This window comes from Enterobacter sp. A8, from assembly GCF_004296595.1.
In the GTDB taxonomy this organism is placed as follows: Bacteria; Pseudomonadota; Gammaproteobacteria; order Enterobacterales; family Enterobacteriaceae; genus Enterobacter; species Enterobacter cloacae.
Genome location: NZ_SCMF01000006.1, coordinates 93,971 through 115,016 on the forward strand (window position 1 = coordinate 93,971; position 21,046 = coordinate 115,016).

The window sequence follows — 21,046 nt, forward strand, 5'->3', positions numbered from 1 at the left end:
GGAGCCATGGCATCGTTGATTCAGGTTCGTGATTTACTGGCGTTGCAGGGGCGTATGGAGGCAAAACAGCTAAGCCTCAGCCTGCATACGCCGCAGCCGATGATCGATGCCATGCTGGAAAGACTGGAAGCGATGGGGAAAGCCATACGTATTCAGGAAGAGCCGGACGGTTGTCTGTCCGGCAGTTGTAAACATTGCCCGGAAGGGAAAGCCTGTCTTAGGGAGTGGTGGGCACTTCGTGACTGAAGGCGATCAACGCTGAACAAAACTCGGCAGGATGCGAGATAAACGGCGCATGGGCCGCTTTGGCGATTGTCAGCGATTGACTCGCTGGCCACAGTTCATCCAGCAGTGGTACCACTTTACGTGGAACCAGCCCATCCAGATAACCATAAATGCGCAGGTGCGGCACCGCCAGCGCGGTCAGCGGCTCACGCAGGTCGACCGTTTTCAGTAATTCGAGTCCCCCGTTCAGCACCTCCACATCCGGCATCGGCAGCGACAGCACGGTCTGCTTCAGCAGACGGGCATCCTTACGGGCGCTCTCTGTCCCCATCGTCTGCAGGGCCAGGAAGCGTTCTACCGTTCGCTGGTAATCTTCGCTCAACTGCCGCTGGAAGTTGCTCAGTACGTCCGGCTTAATACCCGGCCACTCCTCCTGCGCACTGAAGTTCGGCGACGAGGCCACCGTTACCAGCGCCTGCACGCGTTCAGGGTTCGTTAATGCAATCTCACTTGCCACCAGCCCGCCCAGACTCCAGCCGAGCCAGATGGCCTGTTGCGGTGCGGCGGCCAGAACCTGCTGCGCCATCTCTTCAAGCGACATCGCCCCATAGCCGCGGCTGCGGCCAAAACCGGGTAAATCCACCAGATGCAGCGTGAAATGCGAGGCAAGTTCCTCATTTACGCAATGCCATACTTCCGCATTCAATCCCCATCCGTGCAGCAGCACAAGATGGCGATTTCCCGTCCCTACGGTCTGCCACCACAGCGTCTTCATCAGTTACTGTTCTCTTTTTTTACATGGAGGTTGTCTATGCTAACAGTGCCCGGCTTGTGCTGGCTATGTCGAATGCCACTTGCGCTGAGCGCGTGGGGAGTCTGTTCCGTCTGCACGCGTTCGCTGGCAAGCCGCATCACGACCTGCCCGCAGTGCGGTTTACCGGCGTACAGTCCACAGTTTCCCTGCGGTCGCTGCCTGAAAAAGCCACCACCGTGGAGCGCCCTGGTGGCGGTCGATGATTACGTTCCACCGTTAAGCAGGCTTATCCACGCGCTGAAGTTTTCCGGCCAGATTGCGCTGGCTCGCCCTCTCGCCCGCCTGTTATTGCTAGCGGTGTTGCAGGCACGGCGCACGCGCGCGCTGCCGAAAGTGGATATGGTGCTGAATGTGCCCTTATACCGGCGCCGTCACTGGCGACGCGGCTACAACCAGAGCGACCTGCTCTGTCGCCCGCTCGCCCGGTGGCTCGGCTGTCAGTACCCAGCCGCTGCGCTGACGCGCCGCCATGCCACCGCCATTCAGCATCAGCTGAGCGCCCGGCTGCGCAAAAGGAACCTCAAAAACGCCTTTCGCCTTGAATTCGCCGTCAAAGGGCTCCATATCGCGATTGTGGATGATGTCGTCACCACAGGCAGTACCGTTGCTGAACTTTCCCGACTGCTTTTGCAAAGCGGCGCCGCGTCGGTTCAGGTATGGTGTCTGTGCCGTACCTTGTAGCCCTTCTCCAATGGGCGTATGATTATACCCAGGTAATTTAGTCAACTATTAGGCCAAAGCTATGATCCGTATTTCCGATTCTGCACAAGCGCACTTTGCCAAACTGCTGGCAAATCAGGAAGAAGGGACGCAGATCCGCGTGTTTGTGATCAATCCAGGCACTCCGAATGCAGAATGTGGTGTCTCCTATTGTCCGCCAGACGCGGTGGAAGCAACTGACACTGCCCTTAAATTTGACCAGCTCACGGCATATGTTGATGAGCTGAGCGCGCCGTATCTTGAAGATGCGGAGATCGACTTCGTCACCGACCAGCTGGGCTCGCAGCTGACGCTGAAAGCGCCAAACGCCAAAATGCGTAAAGTATCTGACGATGCCCCGCTGATGGAGCGCGTAGAGTATCTGCTGCAATCCCAGATCAACCCGCAACTGGCCGGCCACGGTGGTCGCGTTTCCCTGATGGAAATCACCGACGAAGGCTACGCAATTCTGCAGTTTGGCGGCGGCTGTAACGGTTGTTCCATGGTCGATGTGACCCTGAAAGAAGGGATCGAGAAGCAACTGCTGAACGAGTTCCCGGAACTGAAAGGCGTGCGTGACCTGACCGAACACCAGCGCGGCGAGCACTCTTACTACTGATTCATTGCCCGTCTGTATTGCCCGGTGGCGCTGCGCTTACCGGGCCTACAAAAATAGTGCGGTCTGATGCCCTCACCCCGCCCTCTCCCACGGGAGAGGGTGAAAACATTAAAAACGGTAACCTTGCGGTTACCGTTTTGCGTTTACCTCCATATGTTGACCTGCGTCTCATAATTTAAATTTTGCCCTCCAGGGTGATTCTCAATCACGTCATGTTACCCGTATCATTCTCATGGGCACTAAACACACTCATAACAGCCGACTAAACTAAATAGTTTCCAAGGTATCAGTATTAGTGCCGTTAACCACTCTGTTCCCAGTTGGGACAACCGGAACGTGTCGTTGAAACAATGACGTTACCCATAACAATTCAAAGGCCAGGTAAATCATGCCATTAGTCATCGTTGCTATCGGTGTTGTGTTATTACTGCTCTTGATGATCCGTTTCAAAATGAACGGGTTTATCGCTCTGGTTCTGGTGGCACTTGCAGTCGGTCTGATGCAAGGGATGCCGCTGGTCAAAGTTATTAGCTCCATTAAAGCGGGTGTCGGCGGTACGCTCGGCAGCCTGGCGTTGATCATGGGCTTTGGCGCCATGCTCGGCAAAATGCTGGCGGACTGCGGTGGTGCACAGCGTATTGCCACCACGCTTATCGACAAATTTGGTAAGAAGAACATCCAGTGGGCAGTTGTGTTAACCGGTTTTACCGTCGGTTTCGCACTGTTCTATGAAGTGGGCTTCGTGCTGATGCTGCCGCTGGTCTTCACCATTGCGGCGGCGGCGAGCATTCCGCTGCTGTATGTCGGTGTGCCAATGGCAGCAGCGCTGTCCGTGACGCACGGCTTCCTGCCACCGCACCCGGGCCCAACCGCTATCGCCACCATTTTCCACGCCGATATGGGTAAAACCCTGCTGTTCGGTACGATTCTGGCCATCCCAACCGTGATTCTGGCAGGCCCTGTTTATGCCCGCTTCCTGAAAGGCATTGATAAGCCGATTCCGGAAGGTCTGTACAGCGCGAAAACCTTCACCGAAGAAGAGATGCCTGGCTTTGGCGTCAGCGTCTGGACCTCTCTGGTCCCGGTGATCCTGATGGCGATGCGCGCCGTGGCTGAGATGGTTCTGCCGAAAGGTCACGCGTTCCTGTCCGTTGCTGAGTTCCTCGGCGACCCGGTGATGGCCACGCTGATTGCGGTGTTGATCGCGATGTTCACCTTCGGCCTGAACCGCGGTCGTTCCATGGATCAGATCAACGACACGCTGACCTCTTCCATCAAAATCATTGCCATGATGCTGTTGATCATCGGCGGTGGCGGTGCGTTCAAGCAGGTTCTGGTCGATAGCGGTGTGGATAAATACATCGCGGCCATGATGCATGAAACCAACGTGTCGCCGCTTCTGATGGCCTGGTCTATCGCCGCAGTTCTGCGTATCGCGCTGGGTTCTGCAACCGTTGCGGCAATCACCGCGGGCGGTATCGTTGCGCCGCTGATTGCCACCACGGGCGTCAGCCCTGAGCTGATGGTTATTGCCGTCGGTTCCGGTAGCGTGATTTTCTCACACGTGAACGATCCGGGCTTCTGGCTGTTCAAGGAGTACTTCAACCTGACTATCGGTGAAACCATCAAGTCCTGGTCCGCGCTGGAAACCATTATTTCGGTGTGCGGTCTGGTCGGGGTGCTGCTGTTGAATATGGTGGTCTGATGCCATAAGTCGGGTGGCGGCTTCGCCTTACCCGACCTACTCGCTCCATGTAGGCCCGGTAAGCGTAGCGCCACAGGGCAATAAAAAACCCGCCACTGGCGGGTTTTTTTATCACTTCTTCGCGACTGCTTTTCGCCGCTTATCCAAATCCTTAATCAGCCTGTTCACCCCGTCATCAGCAAACATCGTCTCAAGCGTGGTGGATAACTTGCGGCGCCAGTTCTTGTACTGATAGCTGGTGCCCGGGATGTTCACCGGCTCCGCCATATCAATCCAGTCTTCCGGCTGCAGGCCCAGCAGGGCGCTGTTGCTGTCGGCAATGTAGCGCTGCAATCCGCGGTTGAGCGTCGGCGTCATCGACATCAGCGACGCTTTATGCCCGGCGCGTTTCGGCAGACAGCCGTGCTTATGCAGTGCATCCAGCAGACCCTGCTTCGCCAGCTCGCGATCCTGATACAGGCCGCGAAGGACATCTTCATCCGGATAGAGACCCAGGGTTTTACCGAGCGTCAGATCGCCGCTTTCCCAATAGCCACGAAGCGTAGGAAGGTCATGCGTCGTCGCGACTGCCATTGACTGTTCAGGGTACGCTTGCGGCGCGCGGAAGGTTTTCTCATGGTCGTTTTCAAAATAGAGCACTTTATAGGAGTAAACGCCGCTGTCGCGAAGCTTACTGACGATTTCTACCGGCACGGTACCGAGATCTTCGCCGATCACCATACACTGATGGCGCTTGCTTTCCAGCGCCAGGATCGACAGCAGATCGTCAACCGGATACTGAACATACGCCCCGTGATCGGCCGTCTCACCGTAGGGGATCCACCACAGGCGCAGCACGGACATCACGTGGTCGATACGCAGCGCGCCGCAGTTCTGCATGTTGGCGCGCAGCAGGTCGATAAACGGCTCGTAGGCACGCGCCGCCATCACGTGCGGATCCATCGGCGGCAGGCCCCAGTTCTGGCCGAGCGGGCCCAGAATATCCGGTGGTGCGCCTACGGAGGCCTTCAGGCAGTACAGCTCACGGTCACACCAGGTTTCCGCCCCGCCTTCTGCCACGCCAACGGCCAGGTCGCGATACAGACCGATCGGCATCTTATAGCCCTGGCTCACCTGCCAGCAGTCGGCAAACTGGCTGTACGCCAGCCACTGCAGCCACAGGTAGAAGTCCACTTCATCGGCGTATTTTTTACAGAACGCTTTGACTTCAGGCGTGTCGACGGATTGATACGCCTCCGGCCAGACCGGCCAGCCCCAGCGCATTTCGTCCTCTTTCACCTGATACGCATGCAGCGCATCGAACGCCGCCTGCCAGTAGAGGCTCTCGCCCTCCTGCGCCACAAACTGACGGAAGGCGGCCATCTCCTCGTCATCACGCTGAGAAAAGCCTTTCCACGCCAGACGCAGGGCAGCCATCTTCAGCGCCGTCACGGTGGAATAGTCCACCCAGTCTGCTTCGCGCGCCTGCTTCAGCGCCTGCTGAGTGGTGCTAAGTGCCCACCACGCCTGCGCTTCCGGGCTGTTTTTGAAATCGTCTAACGCATTCACGTCGATGTAAATCACGTTCAGCCAGCGACGGGACGACGGGCTGTACGGGCTGGCACTCTCCGGGTTAGCCGGATAGAGGGCGTGGATCGGGTTGAGGCCGATAAACGCGCCGCCGCGCTCCCCCACCGATGCCAGCATCTTTTTCAGGTCACCAAAATCGCCGATGCCCCAGTTGCTGTCAGAGCGCAGGGTGTAGAGTTGCACGCAGGCACCCCACAGCTTTTTGCCTTCGAGCAACGCCTGCGGCTCATAACAACGTTTTGGCGCCACGATCAACCGGCAGTGAAAGCGCAGCTCGTCCTGGGTGAGCGTTAGGGTGTGGTAACCCTCCGGCAGCTTCGCCGGAAGGGTGAGTGCTTTGCCGCCGGTGGCGTGGCCTTTGTGCTGATGTCCCTCTTCGGTGGTCAGCAGCCAGGTAAACTCGCCGCGTCCTTCCACCGCCAGCGACATCTTTTTGCCCGCGGTGAAGACTTTAACGTTCGGTACCGGCGTGGCCGACGCTTTCGCGTCGGTTTTGTGCATGGCATCCAGCAAACGTCTTTTGGTGTCGGCGCCAATAGACTGTGGTTTGCCGTGAGCATTAATGTAACTGAGGCTGATCCCCGCCGCCTGCGCGGCACTGTCCAGACGTTTACTCTCCATCGCGCTTCCTTAGCGTTTTGCCTGCCAGATACGAGCCTGATAATCACGGATTGAACGGTCAGAGCTGAACATTCCGCAGCGGGCGGTGTTCAGAATGCACGCCCGGGTCCACGCTTCCTGGTCACGGTACAACACGTCGACCTGTTTTTGCGCTTCCAGGTAGGCCGTGAAGTCCGCCATCACCAGATACGGGTCGCCTCCGTGTTTGTCCATGCTGTGCAGCATCTGGTCAAACGCGTGCTTATCGCCATCGCTGTATTTACCGCTTTCCAGCTCTTTCAGCACCGCATCCAGCACTTTGTCCTTCTTACGCCATTTCACCGGATCGTAGCCTTTGGCCTTGAGGGCTTTCACTTCTTCAACGGTATGACCAAAGATAAAGATGTTCTCTTCTCCAACCTTCTCGGCAATCTCTACGTTCGCACCGTCTAGCGTACCAACAGTCAGCGCGCCGTTCAGCGCCAGCTTCATGTTGCCGGTACCGGACGCTTCTTTACCCGCGGTCGAGATCTGCTCGGAGATATCCGCCGCCGGGATCAGCATCTCTGCGGCAGAGACGCAGTAGTCCGGCAGGAACACCACTTTCAGCTTGTCGCCCACTTTCGGATCGTTGTTGATAGCCTCCGCCACTTTATTGATGGCGAGGATAATGTTTTTCGCCAGGTAGTAGCCCGGTGCCGCCTTCGCGCCGAACAGGAACACGCGCGGCACGCGGTCAGCCTGCGGGTTCTCGCGGATCTCTTTGTACAGCGCGAGGATATGCAGCAGGTTCAGGTGCTGACGTTTATATTCGTGCAGACGCTTAATCTGGATGTCGAAAATGGCGTTCGGGTTAATCTCGATCCCGGTACGCGCTTTCACAAACGCCGCCAGACGCACTTTGTTATCCCGCTTGATGGCGCGGTACTGTTCGCGGAATTTCGCGTCGTCCGCGTATTTTTCCAGGTTGATCAGCTGGTCCAGATCGTTGGCCCACTCTTTCTTCAGCGTTTTGTCCAGCAGACCGGCCAGCAGCGGGTTGCACTGTTTGATCCAGCGACGCGGCGTGATGCCGTTAGTTACGTTATGGAATTTGGTCGGCCACAGCTGGTGATATTCCGGGAACAGGTCTTTCACCACCAGATCCGAGTGCAGCGCCGCCACACCGTTCACCGCAAAGCCGCTCACCACGCACATATTTGCCATGCGCACCTGTTTGTCATGCACCACGGCCAGCTTCGCCCAGACCGCTTTGTTGCCCGGCCAGGTTTTATCCACCAGCGTTTTAAACTGGTCATTGATCTTGTTGATGATCTGCATATGGCGCGGCAGCAGCGTTTTCACCAGCTTCTCGTCCCAGCACTCCAGCGCTTCTGGCATCAGGGTGTGGTTGGTGTAAGCAAAGGTGCGGCTGGTGATCGCCCAGGCATCATCCCAGCTCAGCTGGTGCTCGTCGATCAGCACACGCAGCAGTTCAGGAATAGCGATGGTCGGGTGCGTGTCGTTAAGTTGAATCACTTCAAAGTCAGGCAGCTGTGCCAGCTTGCGGCCCGCCAGGTGGTGACGACGCAGAATATCCGCCACGGAGCAGGCGCACTGGAAGTACTGCTGCATCAGACGCAGTTTCTTGCCCGCCAGATGGTTGTCGTTCGGGTAGAGCACTTTGGTCAGCTTCTCGGCGTCGATGCCCTGCTGTTCAGCACGCAGGAAATCGCCGTCATTGAATTTGGTCAGGTTAAACGGATGCGCATGCTTCGCCTGCCACAGACGCAGCGGTTGCGCCACGCCGTTACGGTAACCCAGCACCGGCAGGTCCCAGGCTTCGCCGATAAACGTAAATGCCGGTTCCCAGAGACCCTGTTTTGATACTTTACCGCCAATGTTCACCTGCACATCCAGCTGCGCGTTGTGGCGGAACCACGGGTAGGTGTTACGGTGCCAGTCGTCCGGCGCTTCCATCTGATGCCCGTCTGCAAATGACTGACGGAACAGACCGTATTGATAGTTCAGGCCGTAACCAATGGCCGACTGCCCAACCGTTGCCATCGAATCGAGGAAACAGGCCGCCAGACGTCCCAGACCACCGTTGCCCAGCGCCGGGTCAATCTCTTCTTCCAGCAGGTCGGTCAGGTTAATGTCGTGTTCTTTCAGCACATCCCCAACCTCCTGATACCAGCCGAGGTTCAGCAGGTTGTTGCCGGTCAGACGACCGATCAGGAATTCCATCGAGATATAGTTGACGTGGCGCTGGCCTTTTACCGGTTTTGCCAGAGGTTGAGCATCCAGCTGCTCTGCGAGCGCACCGCTCACCGCCTGCCACCACTGGTGAGGCGTCATCTCGTTTGCAGCATGAAGGCCAAAACGCTGCCACTGACGCGTCAGGGCAGCCTGGAATTGAGCTTTGTTGAAGGTAGGCTGTGACATAGGGGATCGGCATCCTTTAGAAAGAAAACACAAGTTGGCGCTAGTGTGCCTGGCTCATTTCTCCTCTTCCTCCTCCCGCAGGGGATTAGGCAGGGAGGAGTAGCGGGGATGAGCATAAAAGTGTGATCGAGGCCACTCTGAGAGCATAGTCGGAGTGTGTCAGGAAGATAAAAAGATAACCGGGAAGCGTGTCAGGAAAATGAAATGCAGTTTCGGGTGAAATTAAAACGCGCTGAAATGATTACTTACGTAGAATAATATTTCTGCAACCGGGTCAGACGAAGAAGATTATTAATTTCACTAAACTTTACCCCGCGTTTATTAAATTTGACGTCACTATACCTTTCTGAAACCAGTTTCAGCGCAGCCGCAGCACAGCCATACAAGCCAGCATTGACGCGGCATCACAGCCCTTTCCAGAAAGTTCCATCATCTGTCTGAATGTTTTGTGACAGAGTGCAAATTCAGAGCCACCAAAACCAGACATAACTTGCAATAGTTCTCTTTCTGGCCGACCTTATATCTATTAATTACGAAGCGCAAAAAAATAAATTCTCTCGTTCCCCACAGTGAAGTGAAACCTATGTTGATTCCGTCTAAATTAAGTCGCCCGGTTCGTCTTGACCATACAGTGGTCCGCGAGCGTCTGTTGGCTAAACTTTCCGGCGCGCATAATTTCCGACTGGCGCTGGTTACGAGCCCTGCAGGTTATGGAAAAACAACGCTCATTTCGCAATGGGCCGCAGGTAAAAGCGATCTTGGCTGGTACTCCCTTGATGAGGGCGATAACCAGCAAGAACGTTTTGCCAGCTATCTGATTGCCGCCATTCAGCAGGCCACCAACGGGCACTGCGTGGCCAGCGAAGTGATGGTGCAAAAGCGCCAGTACGCCAGCCTGTCCTCCCTTTTCTCTCAGCTGTTTATTGAACTGGCCGAGTGGCACCGCCCGCTTTACGTGGTCATTGATGATTATCATCTGATCACTAACCCGGTGATCCATGAGTCCATGCGCTTCTTCCTGCGCCATCAGCCGGAAAACCTGACCCTGGTGGTGCTGTCGCGTAACCTGCCGCAGTTGGGCATTGCCAACCTGCGCGTGCGCGATCAGCTGCTGGAAGTGGGTAGCCAACAGCTGGCCTTTACCCATCAGGAAGCCAAACAGTTCTTCGACTGCCGCCTGAACTCACCGATTGAGGCCGCTGAAAGCAGCCGCCTGTGCGACGATGTCGCCGGTTGGGCGACAGCGCTGCAGCTGATTGCCCTCTCCGCCCGGCAAAATAACAGCCCGACGCATCAGTCCGCGCGTCGCCTGGCGGGGATCAACGCCAGCCATCTTTCTGATTACCTGGTGGATGAGGTGCTGAACAGCGTCGATCCTTCGACCCGCCATTTCCTGCTGAAGAGCTCCCTGCTGCGTTCCATGAACGACGCGTTGATTGTGCGCGTCACCGGCTGCGAAAACGGTCAGCTGCAGCTTGAAGAGATTGAACGCCAGGGGTTGTTCCTGACGCGGATGGACGATCCCGGCGAATGGTTCAGCTATCACCCGCTGTTTGGCAGTTTCCTGCGCCAGCGTTGCCAGTGGGAGCTGGCGACTGAATTGCCGGACATCCACCGGGCTGCCGCTGAGAGCTGGATGGCGCAAGGCTTCCCGAGCGAGGCTATCCATCATGCGCTCGCCGCCGGTGATGCCAGCATGCTGCGCGATATCCTCCTCAACCACGCGTGGGGGTTGTTTAACCACAGCGAACTGACGCTGCTGGAAGAGTCGCTGAAAGCGTTGCCGTGGGAGAGCCTGCTGGAGAACCCGCGTCTGGTGCTGCTGCAGGCCTGGCTGATGCAGAGCCAGCACCGCTACAGCGAAGTGAATACCCTGCTGGCGCGTGCCGAGCAGGAGATGGAAAGCGATATGGATACCACCCTGCACGGCGAATTTAACGCCTTGCGGGCCCAGGTAGCAATCAACGATGGCGATCCGGAAGAAGCAGAGCGGCTGGCAATGGTCGCGCTGGATGAGCTGCCGCTGGCCAATTTCTACAGCCGCATTGTGGCGACGTCGGTACACGGCGAGGTACTGCACTGCAAGGGTGAGCTGACGCGCTCCCTGTCGCTGATGCAACAAACCGAACAGATGGCCCGCCGTCATGATGTCTGGCATTACGCGCTGTGGAGCCTGATCCAGCAAAGCGAAATTTTATTTGCTCAGGGGTTCCTGCAGGCGGCCTGGGAGAATCAGGAAAAAGCGTTCCAACTGATTCGCGAACAGCATCTTGAACAGCTGCCAATGCACGAGTTCCTGTTGCGTATTCGCGCCCAGCTTCTGTGGGCGTGGTCGCGCCTGGATGAAGCAGAGAGCTGTGCCCGCCAGGGCGTAGAGGTGCTTTCCGGCTTCCAGCCGCAGCAGCAACTGCAGTGCCTGGCCCTGCTGGTGCAATGCTCGCTGGCGCGTGGGGATCTGGATAATGCCCGCAACCACCTGAACCGTCTGGAGAACCTGCTCGGCAATGGTCAGTATCACAGCGACTGGGTTTCGAACGCCGATAAGGTGCGGGTGATATACTGGCAGATGACGGGGGATAAGAAATCCGCCGCCAACTGGCTGCGCCAGACGCCAAAACCTGAATTTGCAAATAACCACTTCCTGCAAAGCCAGTGGCGAAACATTGCCCGCGCGCAGATCCTGCTCGGTGAGTTTGAGCCGGCTGAGATTGTGCTGGAAGAGCTGAACGAGAACGCCCGCAGCCTGCGTCTGATGAGCGATCTCAATCGTAACCTGCTGCTGCTTAACCAGCTCTACTGGCAGGCCGGGCGTAAAAATGATGCCCAGCGCGTACTGCTGGAGGCGTTGCAGCTGGCGAACCGTACCGGGTTTATCAGTCACTTTGTGATTGAGGGCGAAGTGATGGCTCAACAGCTGCGTCAGCTTATTCAGCTCAACACGCTGCCGGAGCTGGATCAGCACCGTGCCCAGCGCATCCTGCGCGAGATTAACCAGCACCATCGCCACAAGTTTGCCCACTTCGACGAGAACTTCGTTGAACGCCTGCTGAACCATCCGGAAGTACCTGAACTTATTCGCACCAGCCCGCTGACGCAGCGCGAATGGCAGGTGCTGGGGCTTATCTATTCAGGCTACAGCAATGAGCAGATTGCCGGTGAGCTGGCGGTGGCGGCAACCACCATCAAAACGCATATCCGCAATCTGTATCAGAAGCTGGGCGTGGCGCACCGTCAGGATGCGGTGCAGCATGCGCAGCAGTTGTTGAAGATGATGGGGTATGGGGTGTAGGTTTGTGCGGGCTGATGCCCTCACCCCGGCCCTCTCCCCGTGGGAGAGGGAGAATGGCTTCTCAACATAACTCTAACTGCACATTATTATCTTTAATCACCTGCATCACGCCCGCCGGTGGCATCACATCGGTATAAACCGCATTTACCATGCTGATGCTGCCCATGTTGACCATCGCGTTACGGCCAAATTTGGAGTGGTCCACCACCAGCATCACGTGACGTGAGTTTTCAATGATCGCGCGCTTGGTGCGCACCTCGTGATAATCAAATTCCAGCAGTGAGCCGTCGCTGTCGATGCCGCTGATCCCCAGAATGCCGAAGTCGAGACGGAACTGAGAGATAAAATCGAGCGTCGCTTCACCAATGATGCCGCCGTCGCGGCTGCGCAGTTCGCCCCCGGCGAGGATGATGCGGAAATCATCTTTCTGCATCAGGGTATTGGCCACGTTCAGGTTGTTGGTCACGATGCGCAGGTTTTCGTGATCCAGCAGCGCATGGGCGACCGCTTCAGGCGTGGTGCCGATATCAATAAACAGCGTCGCCCCGTTGGGGATTTGGCTCGCCACTTTACGGGCAATGCGCTCTTTCTCTGCCGTCTGCGTGGCTTTGCGGTCATGCCACGAGGTGTTAACCGAACTGGACGGCAGCGCCGCCCCGCCGTGATGGCGCAAAATACGGTTTTGATCGGCAAGATCGTTCAGGTCGCGGCGGATGGTTTGTGGGCTGACGGCAAACTGTTCCACCAGCTCTTCGGTGCTGACGTATCCCTGTTTTTTTACCAGTTCGATAATGGCGTCATGACGTTGTGTTTGTTTCATGAAATATCCCTGGGAATTATGTTCGTTTTCGCGCATGGAGCGTGTCGGCAAACGCCATTGCCAGCCCGACGGCAAGCCCGGTGACGTGTGCACCATTGGCGATAGACATACCAAACAGATCAAACCATCCGGCAATTAGCCATATTAACGCAAAGGTTATCAATCCGCGTTGCAGATAGATGCCACTTTCGGGGTCGCGCTCGCCTCTGAGCCAGACATAGCCCATCAGGGCATACACCACGCCGGATAAACCACCGAACCACGGGCCGCTGAATTTATGCTGCACATAGCCGCTCAGCAGGGCGCTGATAAAGGTGATAACAATCAGCTTGCCGCTGCCCAGACGCTTCTCCACCGCGCCACCGAGATACCACCACCACAGCAGGTTAAAGAGAATATGCATCACCGAGAAGTGCATCAGCGCGTGGGTGAAATAGCGCCAGACGTCAAAATCGAGAGACGGGTCGTACGGCCACGCAAGCGCGAGCATCACGCTCTGGTCGCCCACCACGTTCATAATGATGAAGACGATAATGCAGGCCGCCATCAGTAGCAGCGTAAACGGACCTGCGCGCTCGCGAATGGTGGCAAGGAAGGGGAAGCGCCGATAGTGCAGTCCGCTCCCCGTCTGCCCCGACTGCCAGCTCGCGGCCAGATAGCGAGGGTCGCCGGGATTTTCAAGAAAGCGGGCCAGTTCCGCATTCACGCGATCGGCCTGGCTTTCATCCGCCAGCCAGACATCGGTTTTCGTGTGCTGCTGAACGGTCAGGATGATGCCCTGGGTTGCCATATAGTCGACAAACGCCTGGGCGACGCGCGGATTGGTAAAAGAGGTGATCATCAACATGGGCGGCGGTCGCTTATTTCCACACAAAAGGGGACAGTATAGCGGGATCAGCGCTCAAAAGCGTATTCCACTTCTGCCGGGAAATGACGATGCCAGGCATCGAAACCGCCGTCGACGCTGTAGACCGCATCATAGCCCTGCTGAATAAGGTACTGCGCCGCACCTTTGCTGCTGTTGCCGTGATAGCACATCACCATCACCGGCGTATCGAAGTCGTTATCGCGCATAAACGCGCCCAGCGTATCGTTGGTGAGGTGGAACGCACCCGGGGTGTGGCCCATCGCAAAACTCTGCGGATCGCGGATATCCACCAGCACCGCCGTTCCCTGGTGCATCTTCTGGTGGGCTTCTTCTACGTTAATACATTCAAACTGATCCATGGTGTTCTCTTTCTGTTGTTCAGGTTGGGTGCGCTCTGATGCCCTCACCCCAGCCCTCTCCCACGGGGAGAGGGAGAAAAGTTAGTCGCACTATTTTACCCCGTAGTGTACGTCCTGGCGGCGGGTAAACGCCATTATGTTATCCATATCACTCTAAATTGTTTTTTTGATGTTACCAAAAGCGCGTTCCTTTGCTATTATGAGCGATATCGAACATTTCTGAGCTTTAACGAAAGTGCGTGAGGGTGTTATGGAAACCAAAGATCTGATTGTGATAGGCGGTGGCATCAACGGTGCCGGTATTGCGGCAGACGCCGCAGGACGCGGATTATCCGTACTGATGCTGGAAGCTAACGACCTCGCCTGCGCGACGTCGTCCGCCAGCTCCAAACTGATTCACGGTGGCCTGCGCTACCTGGAACACTATGAATTCCGTCTGGTCAGTGAAGCGCTGGCCGAACGTGAAGTGCTGCTGAAGATGGCACCGCACCTGGCCATCCCGATGCGCTTCCGCCTGCCCCATCGCCCGCATCTGCGTCCGGCGTGGATGATTCGAATCGGTCTGTTTATGTACGATCATCTGGGTAAACGCACCAGCCTGCCGGGTTCAAACGGTTTGCGTTTTGGCTCAGAATCGGTCCTTAAACCTGAAATCGTGCGCGGTTTCGAATATTCCGACTGCTGGGTGGACGATGCGCGTCTGGTGCTGGCTAACGCACAGATGGTTGAGAAGAAAGGCGGCGAAGTGAAAACCCGCACCCGCGCCACCGCTGCGCGCCGTGAAAACGGCCTGTGGATCGTCGAAGCGGAAGACGTAGATACCGGCGAGAAGTTCAGCTGGAAAGCGCGCGGTCTGGTGAACGCCACTGGCCCATGGGTGAAACAGTTCTTCGACGAGGGGATGCATCTGCCATCTCCGTACGGTATCCGCCTGATCAAAGGCAGCCACATTGTGGTACCACGCGTGCACACCCAGAAGCAGGCCTACATTCTGCAGAACGAAGACAAGCGCATTGTGTTTGTGATCCCGTGGATGGACGAATTCTCCATCATCGGCACCACCGACGTGGAGTACAAAGGCGATCCGAAAAACGTCGAGATCGACGAGAGCGAAGTGAACTACCTGCTGAAGGTGTATAACGCGCACTTCAAGAAACAGCTGTCCCGCGATGACGTGGTCTGGACTTACTCCGGCGTGCGTCCGCTGTGCGATGACGAATCTGACTCACCGCAGGCGATTACCCGCGACTATACGCTCGATATTCACGACGTGGACGGTCAGGCACCGCTGCTCTCCGTGTTTGGTGGCAAGCTCACCACCTACCGTAAGCTGGCCGAGCACGCGCTGGAAAAACTGGCGCCGTACTACAAAGGCATTGGCCCGGCATGGACCAAAGGCGCGGTACTGCCTGGCGGTGATATCGGCGACAACCGCGATGATTACGCCGCGAAGCTGCGTCGTCGCTATCCATTCATCACGGAAGGCATGGCGCGCCACTATGCCCGTACCTACGGCAGCAACACGGAATTGATCCTGAGTGACGCGAAAGAGATTGCCGACCTGGGCGAACATTTTGGTCACGAGCTGTACGAAGCCGAACTGCGTTATCTGGTGGAACATGAGTGGGTTCGCCGTCTGGATGATGCCATCTGGCGTCGTACCAAAGAGGGTATGTGGCTGAATGCCGAACAGCAGTCGCGTGTGGCGCAGTGGTTGCTGCAGCATGCGGGGAAGCGTGAGCTGTCGTTGGCGTCGTGATGTAAAAAAGCCGGGTGGCGGCTCCGCCTTACCCGGCCTACTCGATCCCGTAGGCCCGGTAAGCGCAGCGCCACCGGGCTTTGTTTTTACAATCGCACCGGATCAATATGCCAGATATTCTCGGCATACTCCTTAATGGTCCTGTCGGACGAGAAATACCCCATATTAGCGATGTTATGCATCGCGACGCAGGTCCACTTCTCCTGCTGACGATAAAGCTCGTCCACCCTGTCCTGACAATCCACGTAGCTGCGGTAATCCGCCAGCACCTGATAGTGGTCGCCAAAGTTAATCAGCGAATCCACCAGGTCCCGATAGCGCCCTGGCTCGTCTGGGCTAAACACCCCGGTGGCGATTTGCGTCAGCACCTGACGTAGCTCCTCATCCTCTTCGTAATACTCACGCGGCGAGTAGCCTTTCTTGCGCAGCGCCTCCACCTCTTCCGTGGTATTCCCGAAGATAAAGATATTTTCCGCCCCCACGTGCTCCAGCATTTCGACATTGGCCCCGTCCAGCGTGCCGATGGTCAGCGCGCCGTTAAGGGCAAACTTCATGTTACTGGTGCCGGACGCTTCCGTCCCGGCGGTGGAGATCTGCTCAGAGAGATCGGCCGCCGGAATGATCAGCTGCGCCAGGCTGACGCTGTAGTTAGGAACAAAGACCACCTTCAGCTTGTCGCCGATATCCGGATCGTTGTTGACCACCTTCGCCACATCGTTGATGAGGTGAATGATGTGCTTCGCCATGTAGTAAGCGGACGCCGCCTTACCGGCAAAGATCTTCACACGCGGCACCCACTCCGCCGTCGGATCGGCCTTGATTCGGTTATAGTGGGTGATCACATGCAGCACGTTCATCAGCTGGCGCTTGTACTCATGAATACGCTTGATCTGCACGTCGAACAGCGCTTTCGGGTTCGCCACCACGTTCAGATGCAACGCCAGCCAGACTGACAGACGTTTCTTGTTCAGCAGCTTGGCTTCTCGTACGGCTTTGTTCACCGCCGGAAAATCAATGTGCTGTTCAAGCTCGCTCAGCTGGCTGAGATCGGTTCGCCAGGTGCGGCCAATGTGCTCATCCAGCACCTCAGAAAGCGGCTGGTTTGCCAGCGCCAGCCAGCGACGCGGCGTGACGCCATTGGTCACGTTGCAGAAACGCGTCGGGAAGATCTTCGCAAAGTCCGCAAACAGCGACTGGACCATCAGGTTCGAGTGCAGCTCTGAAACCCCGTTCACCTTGTGGCTGATCACCACCGCCAGCCAGGCCATGCGTACGCGACGACCGTTCGATTCATCAATGATAGAAGCGCGGCTCAGCAAGCCGGTATCGTTCGGATACTGCTCCTGCAGCGTCTTGAGGAAGTAGTCATTAATTTCAAAGATGATCTGCAGATGGCGCGGCAAAATTTTGCCGAGCATATCCACCGGCCAGGTTTCCAGCGCTTCGCTCATCAACGTGTGGTTAGTGTAAGAGAAGACCTGACAAGTCACCTCAAACGCATCGTCCCAGCTGAACTTATGCTCGTCGATAAGCAGACGCATCAGCTCCGGGATCGACAGCACCGGATGGGTATCGTTGAGGTGAATGGCGGTTTTTTCCGCCAGATTGGCGTAGGTCTTGTGCAGCTGATAGTGACGGCTGAGGATATCCTGAATCGTCGCGGAGACGAGGAAATACTCCTGACGCAGGCGCAGCTCGCGCCCGGAATAGGTCGAGTCGTCCGGGTAGAGCACGCGGGAGACGTTCTCGGAGTGGTTTTTATCTTCCACCGCCGCGAAGTAGTCGCCCTGGTTAAATTTACCCAGGTTAATCTCGCTACTGGCCTGCGCGTTCCACAGACGCAGCGTATTGGTCGCATCGGTGTCGTAGCCCGGGACAATCTGGTCATAGGCGACGGCAAGGATCTCTTCGGTTTCCACCCAGCGGGACTTTTTCCCTTCCTGCTGAATACGTCCGCCAAACCGCACCTTATAGCGCGTATTGTGTCGTTTAAACTCCCACGGGTTGCCGTATTCCAGCCAGTAGTCCGGGGACTCTTTCTGACGTCCGTCCACGATGTTCTGCTTGAACATCCCGTAGTCGTAGCGAATGCCGTAGCCACGCCCCGGCAGGGCCAGCGTCGCCAGCGAATCGAGGAAGCAGGCGGCAAGTCGCCCCAGGCCACCGTTACCGAGCCCCGGGTCGTTCTCTTCGTCAATCAGCTCTTCTAAGTCCAGCCCCATCTCTTCCAGCGCGGTTTTAACGTCATCGTAAATACCGAGCGATAACAGCGCGTTAGAGAGGGTGCGGCCAATCAAAAATTCCATCGACAGGTAGTAAACCTGACGCGTTTCCTGCGATAGCTGGGCGCGGTTGGAGCGCAGCCAGCGTTCAACCATGCGGTCACGCACCGCAAACAGGGTGGCGTTGAGCCACTCGTGTTTGTTGGCGATGACCGGATCTTTCCCGATGGTAAACATCAGCTTATAGGCGATAGAGTGCTTCAACGCCTCAACGCTGAGCGTGGGGGAAGAGTAGCTAAAAGGAGCGTTCATATCAGTAACTTCGCCTCGTTACATCAAGCGTTGATAGAGATCGCGGTATGACTGCGCCGCAACGTGCCAGCTAAAGTCCATGGACATCGCCTGACGTTGAACGTAACGCCACAGCGACGGACGGGACCACAAGACGAAAGCACGCCGAATCGCCCGAAGCAGCGACCAGGCATTACTGTCCTCAAAGACAAACCCGCTGGCGATACCGTCCGCCAGGTTTTCCAGTGAGCTGTCAGATACCGTATCCGCCAGCCCGCCCGTGCGTCGCACCAGCGGCAGGGTGCCGTACTTCAGGCCGTAGAGCTGCGTCAGGCCGCAAGGTTCGAAACGGCTCGGCACCAGAATGACGTCCGCGCCGCCCATGATCCGGTGCGAGAACGCTTCGTGATAGCCAATCTGCACGCCCACCTGCCCCGGGTGTTCCGCCGCTGCCGCCAGGAAGCCTTCCTGCAATACCGGGTCGCCCGCGCCGAGCAGCGCCAGCTGTCCGCCCTGCTCCAGCAGTCCCGGCAGGGCCTCCAGCACCAGGTCCAGCCCTTTCTGGCTGGTCAGACGGCTCACCACCGCAAACAGCGGCACTTTGTCGTTGACCTTCAGCCCCATCGCAATTTGTAACTGGCGTTTGTTTTCCGCTTTGTCTTCCACGGAATCACGGCCATAGCGGGCCGCGAGCAGCAGGTCGGTCTCCGGGTTCCAGATCTGTTCATCGACGCCGTTAAGGATCCCCGACAAACGCCCTTCACGATGGCGCTGACGGAGCAACCCTTCCAGGCCGTAGCCGAACTCCGGCTGCGTAATTTCACGGGCGTAGGTCGGGCTCACGGCCGTGATGTGGTCGGCATAGTAAAGCCCGGCCTTCAGGAACGAGATCTGCCCGTTAAACTCCAGCCCGTGCATGTTATAGAACGACCATGGCAGATCGATGTCATTCATGTGATGGGCGTAGTACATGCCCTGATACGCCAGGTTATGCACCGTAAAGACCGATTTCGCCGGATGGCCGCGCGCCGCCAGATATGCCGGAGCGAGCCCCGCGTGCCAGTCGTGTGCGTGCACAATGTCCGGGCGCCAGAACGGATCCAGCCCTACCGCCATTTCAGCCCCAACCCAGCCGAGCAGCGCAAAACGCAGCACGTTGTCGGTATAGGCAAACAGGTTCGTATCGTGATACGGGCTACCTGGTCGGTCATATAAGTGCGGCGCGTCGATCAGGTAGATGCCCACGCCATTGTAATGTCCATACAGCAGGGTGATGCGTCCGGCGAAGGTGTCACGGCGCGTCACCACCTTTGCATCGGGAATGCCGCGCCGGATATCCGGGAAGGCAGGCAGCAGGACTCGGGTATCGACTCCGCCGGCGATTTGCGCCGCGGGTAATGCACCAAGAACATCCGCCAGGCCGCCCGTTTTTAACAACGGGAACATCTCAGAACATACGTGTAAAACCTGCATCATCGCTCCTGTTTGATCTGCAGCTTCCGCAACATTTCCCGTGTGACTAACACGATCCCCTCTTCAGAACGGTAGAAGCGACGTGCATCTTCTTCCGCGTTTTCACCAATCACCATTCCTTCAGGAATGACGCAGGCACGGTCGATCACGCAGCGACGCAGACGACACGAACGCCCGACCCAGACATCCGGCAGCAGCACCGCCGAATCGATATTACAGAATGAGTTTATACGCACGCGCGGGAACAGCACCGACTGCACCACCACCGAGCCGGAGATAATGCACCCGCCAGAGACCAGCGAGTTCAGCGTCATGCCGTGGCTGCCGGAGCGGTCCTGAACGAATTTCGCTGGCGGCAGGGATTCCATATGGGTACGGATCGGCCAGTTCTGGTCGTACATATCCAGCTCAGGCGTGACGGAGGCCAGATCGAGGTTGGCTTTCCAGTACGCTTCCAGGGTTCCCACATCGCGCCAGTAAGGTTCCGCATTCGGATCTGACTGCACGCAGGACAGCGGGAAAGGATGTGCATAGGCCATGCCAGCTTTGGTAATTTTCGGAATGATGTCTTTACCGAAGTCGTGGCTGGAGTGTTCGTCTTTGTCGTCTTCTTCCAGCAGCTCATAAAGGTAATCTGCATCAAAGACATAGATCCCCATGCTGGCGAGCGATTTGGTGTCATCTCCCGGCATGGTTGGTGGGTTGGCCGGTTTTTCAACGAAGTCGATAATTTTATCGTCCGCGTCCACGTGCATCACGCCAAACGCCGTCGCCTCGGCAACGGGCACCGGCAGACACGCCACGGTGCAGCGCGCCCCTTTCTCGACGTGGTCGATGAGCATGTGGGAGTAGTCTTGCTTGTAGATGTGATCCCCGGCGAGGATCACGATGTACTCCGCGTTGTAGCGGCGAATGATATCGAGGTTCTGGGTCACCGCATCAGCGGTGCCGCGGTACCAGTTTTCACCGTGAACACGCTGCTGGGCAGGCAGGAGATCGACAAACTCATTCATCTCTTCGCTGAAGAATGACCAGCCGCGCTGAATATGCTGCACCAGGGTGTGCGACTGATACTGCGTAATGACGCCAATGCGGCGAATACCTGAGTTCAGGCAGTTGGACAGTGCAAAATCGATAATTCGGAACTTACCACCAAAGTGAACAGCCGGCTTGGCGCGCTTGATGGTCAAATCTTTAAGACGGGTTCCGCGCCCGCCAGCGAGGATCAGGGCAACCGTTTTTAAGGGGAGCTGGCGTGCCAACATTAAGGGATCGTTCTTCTCTAATCTAACCATGACTAACTCCTTTTT

Annotated in this window: 15 protein-coding genes; 6 read left to right on the forward strand and 9 right to left on the reverse strand. The window is 57.0% G+C overall.

The features are described 5' to 3' along the window. Positions 1-6: 6 nt before the first annotated feature. A complete protein-coding gene (gene feoC / locus EQV24_RS20080; RefSeq protein ID WP_013099093.1) occupies positions 7-246 on the forward strand; it encodes a [Fe-S]-dependent transcriptional repressor FeoC in 240 nt (79 codons plus the stop codon). Here feoC and bioH read toward each other — a convergent pair. Further along, complete coding sequence (gene bioH / locus EQV24_RS20085; RefSeq protein WP_095455467.1) at positions 218-1,000, reverse strand: pimeloyl-ACP methyl ester esterase BioH; 783 nt, start codon at positions 998-1,000, stop codon at positions 218-220. The two genes, feoC and bioH, sit on opposite strands and share 29 nt — an antisense overlap. 36 nt (positions 1,001-1,036) lie before the next feature. Here bioH and gntX point away from each other — a divergent pair, with 36 nt between their 5' ends. The 3 genes from gntX (at position 1,037) to gntT (ending at position 4,062) form a co-directional block, all read left to right on the forward strand. Then, positions 1,037-1,720 carry a DNA utilization protein GntX gene (gene gntX / locus EQV24_RS20090; protein ID WP_044157723.1) on the forward strand — a complete coding sequence of 228 codons (684 nt, stop codon included), beginning with the start codon at positions 1,037-1,039 and terminating at the stop codon, positions 1,718-1,720. 61 nt (positions 1,721-1,781) lie between these two features. Next, positions 1,782-2,357, forward strand: a complete 576-nt coding sequence (gene nfuA, locus EQV24_RS20095) for a Fe-S biogenesis protein NfuA (protein WP_013099096.1) — start codon at positions 1,782-1,784, stop codon at positions 2,355-2,357. Positions 2,358-2,745: 388 nt separating this feature from the next. After that, positions 2,746-4,062, forward strand: a complete 1,317-nt coding sequence (gene gntT / locus EQV24_RS20100) for a gluconate transporter (protein WP_013099097.1) — start codon at positions 2,746-2,748, stop codon at positions 4,060-4,062. A 111-nt stretch (positions 4,063-4,173) separates the two neighbouring features. On the opposite strand, the gene malQ is transcribed toward gntT, so the two are convergent. Continuing rightward, positions 4,174-6,252, reverse strand: a complete 2,079-nt coding sequence (gene malQ / locus EQV24_RS20105; protein WP_023619865.1) for a 4-alpha-glucanotransferase — start codon at positions 6,250-6,252, stop codon at positions 4,174-4,176. 9 nt (positions 6,253-6,261) lie between these two features. Further along, positions 6,262-8,655 carry a maltodextrin phosphorylase gene (malP, locus tag EQV24_RS20110; protein ID WP_130626965.1) on the reverse strand — a complete coding sequence of 798 codons (2,394 nt, stop codon included), beginning with the start codon at positions 8,653-8,655 and terminating at the stop codon, positions 6,262-6,264. Positions 8,656-9,238: 583 nt separating this feature from the next. On the opposite strand from malP, the gene malT reads away from it, so the two are divergent. Next, entirely contained in the window at positions 9,239-11,944 is a 2,706-nt protein-coding gene (malT, locus tag EQV24_RS20115) for an HTH-type transcriptional regulator MalT (protein ID WP_029883766.1), read from the forward strand. Positions 11,945-12,005: 61 nt separating this feature from the next. Here the strand turns inward: malT and EQV24_RS20120 are convergent, their stop codons facing one another. From EQV24_RS20120 to glpE, 3 genes are read right to left on the reverse strand one after another with little or no spacing between them, the layout of a single operon-like run. After that, entirely contained in the window at positions 12,006-12,764 is a 759-nt protein-coding gene (locus tag EQV24_RS20120; protein ID WP_013099103.1) for a DeoR/GlpR family transcriptional regulator, read from the reverse strand. A gap of 16 nt (positions 12,765-12,780) precedes the next feature. After that, positions 12,781-13,611 carry a rhomboid family intramembrane serine protease GlpG gene (glpG, locus tag EQV24_RS20125; protein ID WP_130626966.1) on the reverse strand — a complete coding sequence of 277 codons (831 nt, stop codon included), beginning with the start codon at positions 13,609-13,611 and terminating at the stop codon, positions 12,781-12,783. 47 nt (positions 13,612-13,658) lie between these two features. Beyond that, positions 13,659-13,991: a thiosulfate sulfurtransferase GlpE gene (gene glpE / locus EQV24_RS20130; protein ID WP_014833569.1), complete on the reverse strand. Its 333-nt coding sequence runs from the start codon at positions 13,989-13,991 to the stop codon at positions 13,659-13,661. 250 nt (positions 13,992-14,241) lie between these two features. Here glpE and glpD point away from each other — a divergent pair, with 250 nt between their 5' ends. After that, positions 14,242-15,750: a glycerol-3-phosphate dehydrogenase gene (gene glpD / locus EQV24_RS20135; protein ID WP_040020737.1), complete on the forward strand. Its 1,509-nt coding sequence runs from the start codon at positions 14,242-14,244 to the stop codon at positions 15,748-15,750. Between the two features lie 86 nt (positions 15,751-15,836). Here the strand turns inward: glpD and glgP are convergent, their stop codons facing one another. Genes glgP through glgC form a run of 3 tightly spaced genes read right to left on the reverse strand, consistent with a single transcriptional unit; the run spans position 15,837 to position 21,031 of the window. Next, positions 15,837-18,284 carry a glycogen phosphorylase gene (gene glgP, locus EQV24_RS20140; RefSeq protein WP_013099108.1) on the reverse strand — a complete coding sequence of 816 codons (2,448 nt, stop codon included), beginning with the start codon at positions 18,282-18,284 and terminating at the stop codon, positions 15,837-15,839. Between the two features lie 18 nt (positions 18,285-18,302). Further along, positions 18,303-19,736, reverse strand: coding sequence for a glycogen synthase GlgA (gene glgA / locus EQV24_RS20145; protein WP_013099109.1), 1,434 nt, complete (start codon positions 19,734-19,736; stop codon positions 18,303-18,305). Further along, positions 19,736-21,031 (reverse strand): glucose-1-phosphate adenylyltransferase, encoded by a 1,296-nt coding sequence (glgC, locus tag EQV24_RS20150; RefSeq protein ID WP_013099110.1) that lies wholly within the window; start codon positions 21,029-21,031, stop codon positions 19,736-19,738. Before glgC ends, glgA begins: the two co-directional genes overlap by 1 nt. Positions 21,032-21,046 lie beyond the last annotated feature (15 nt).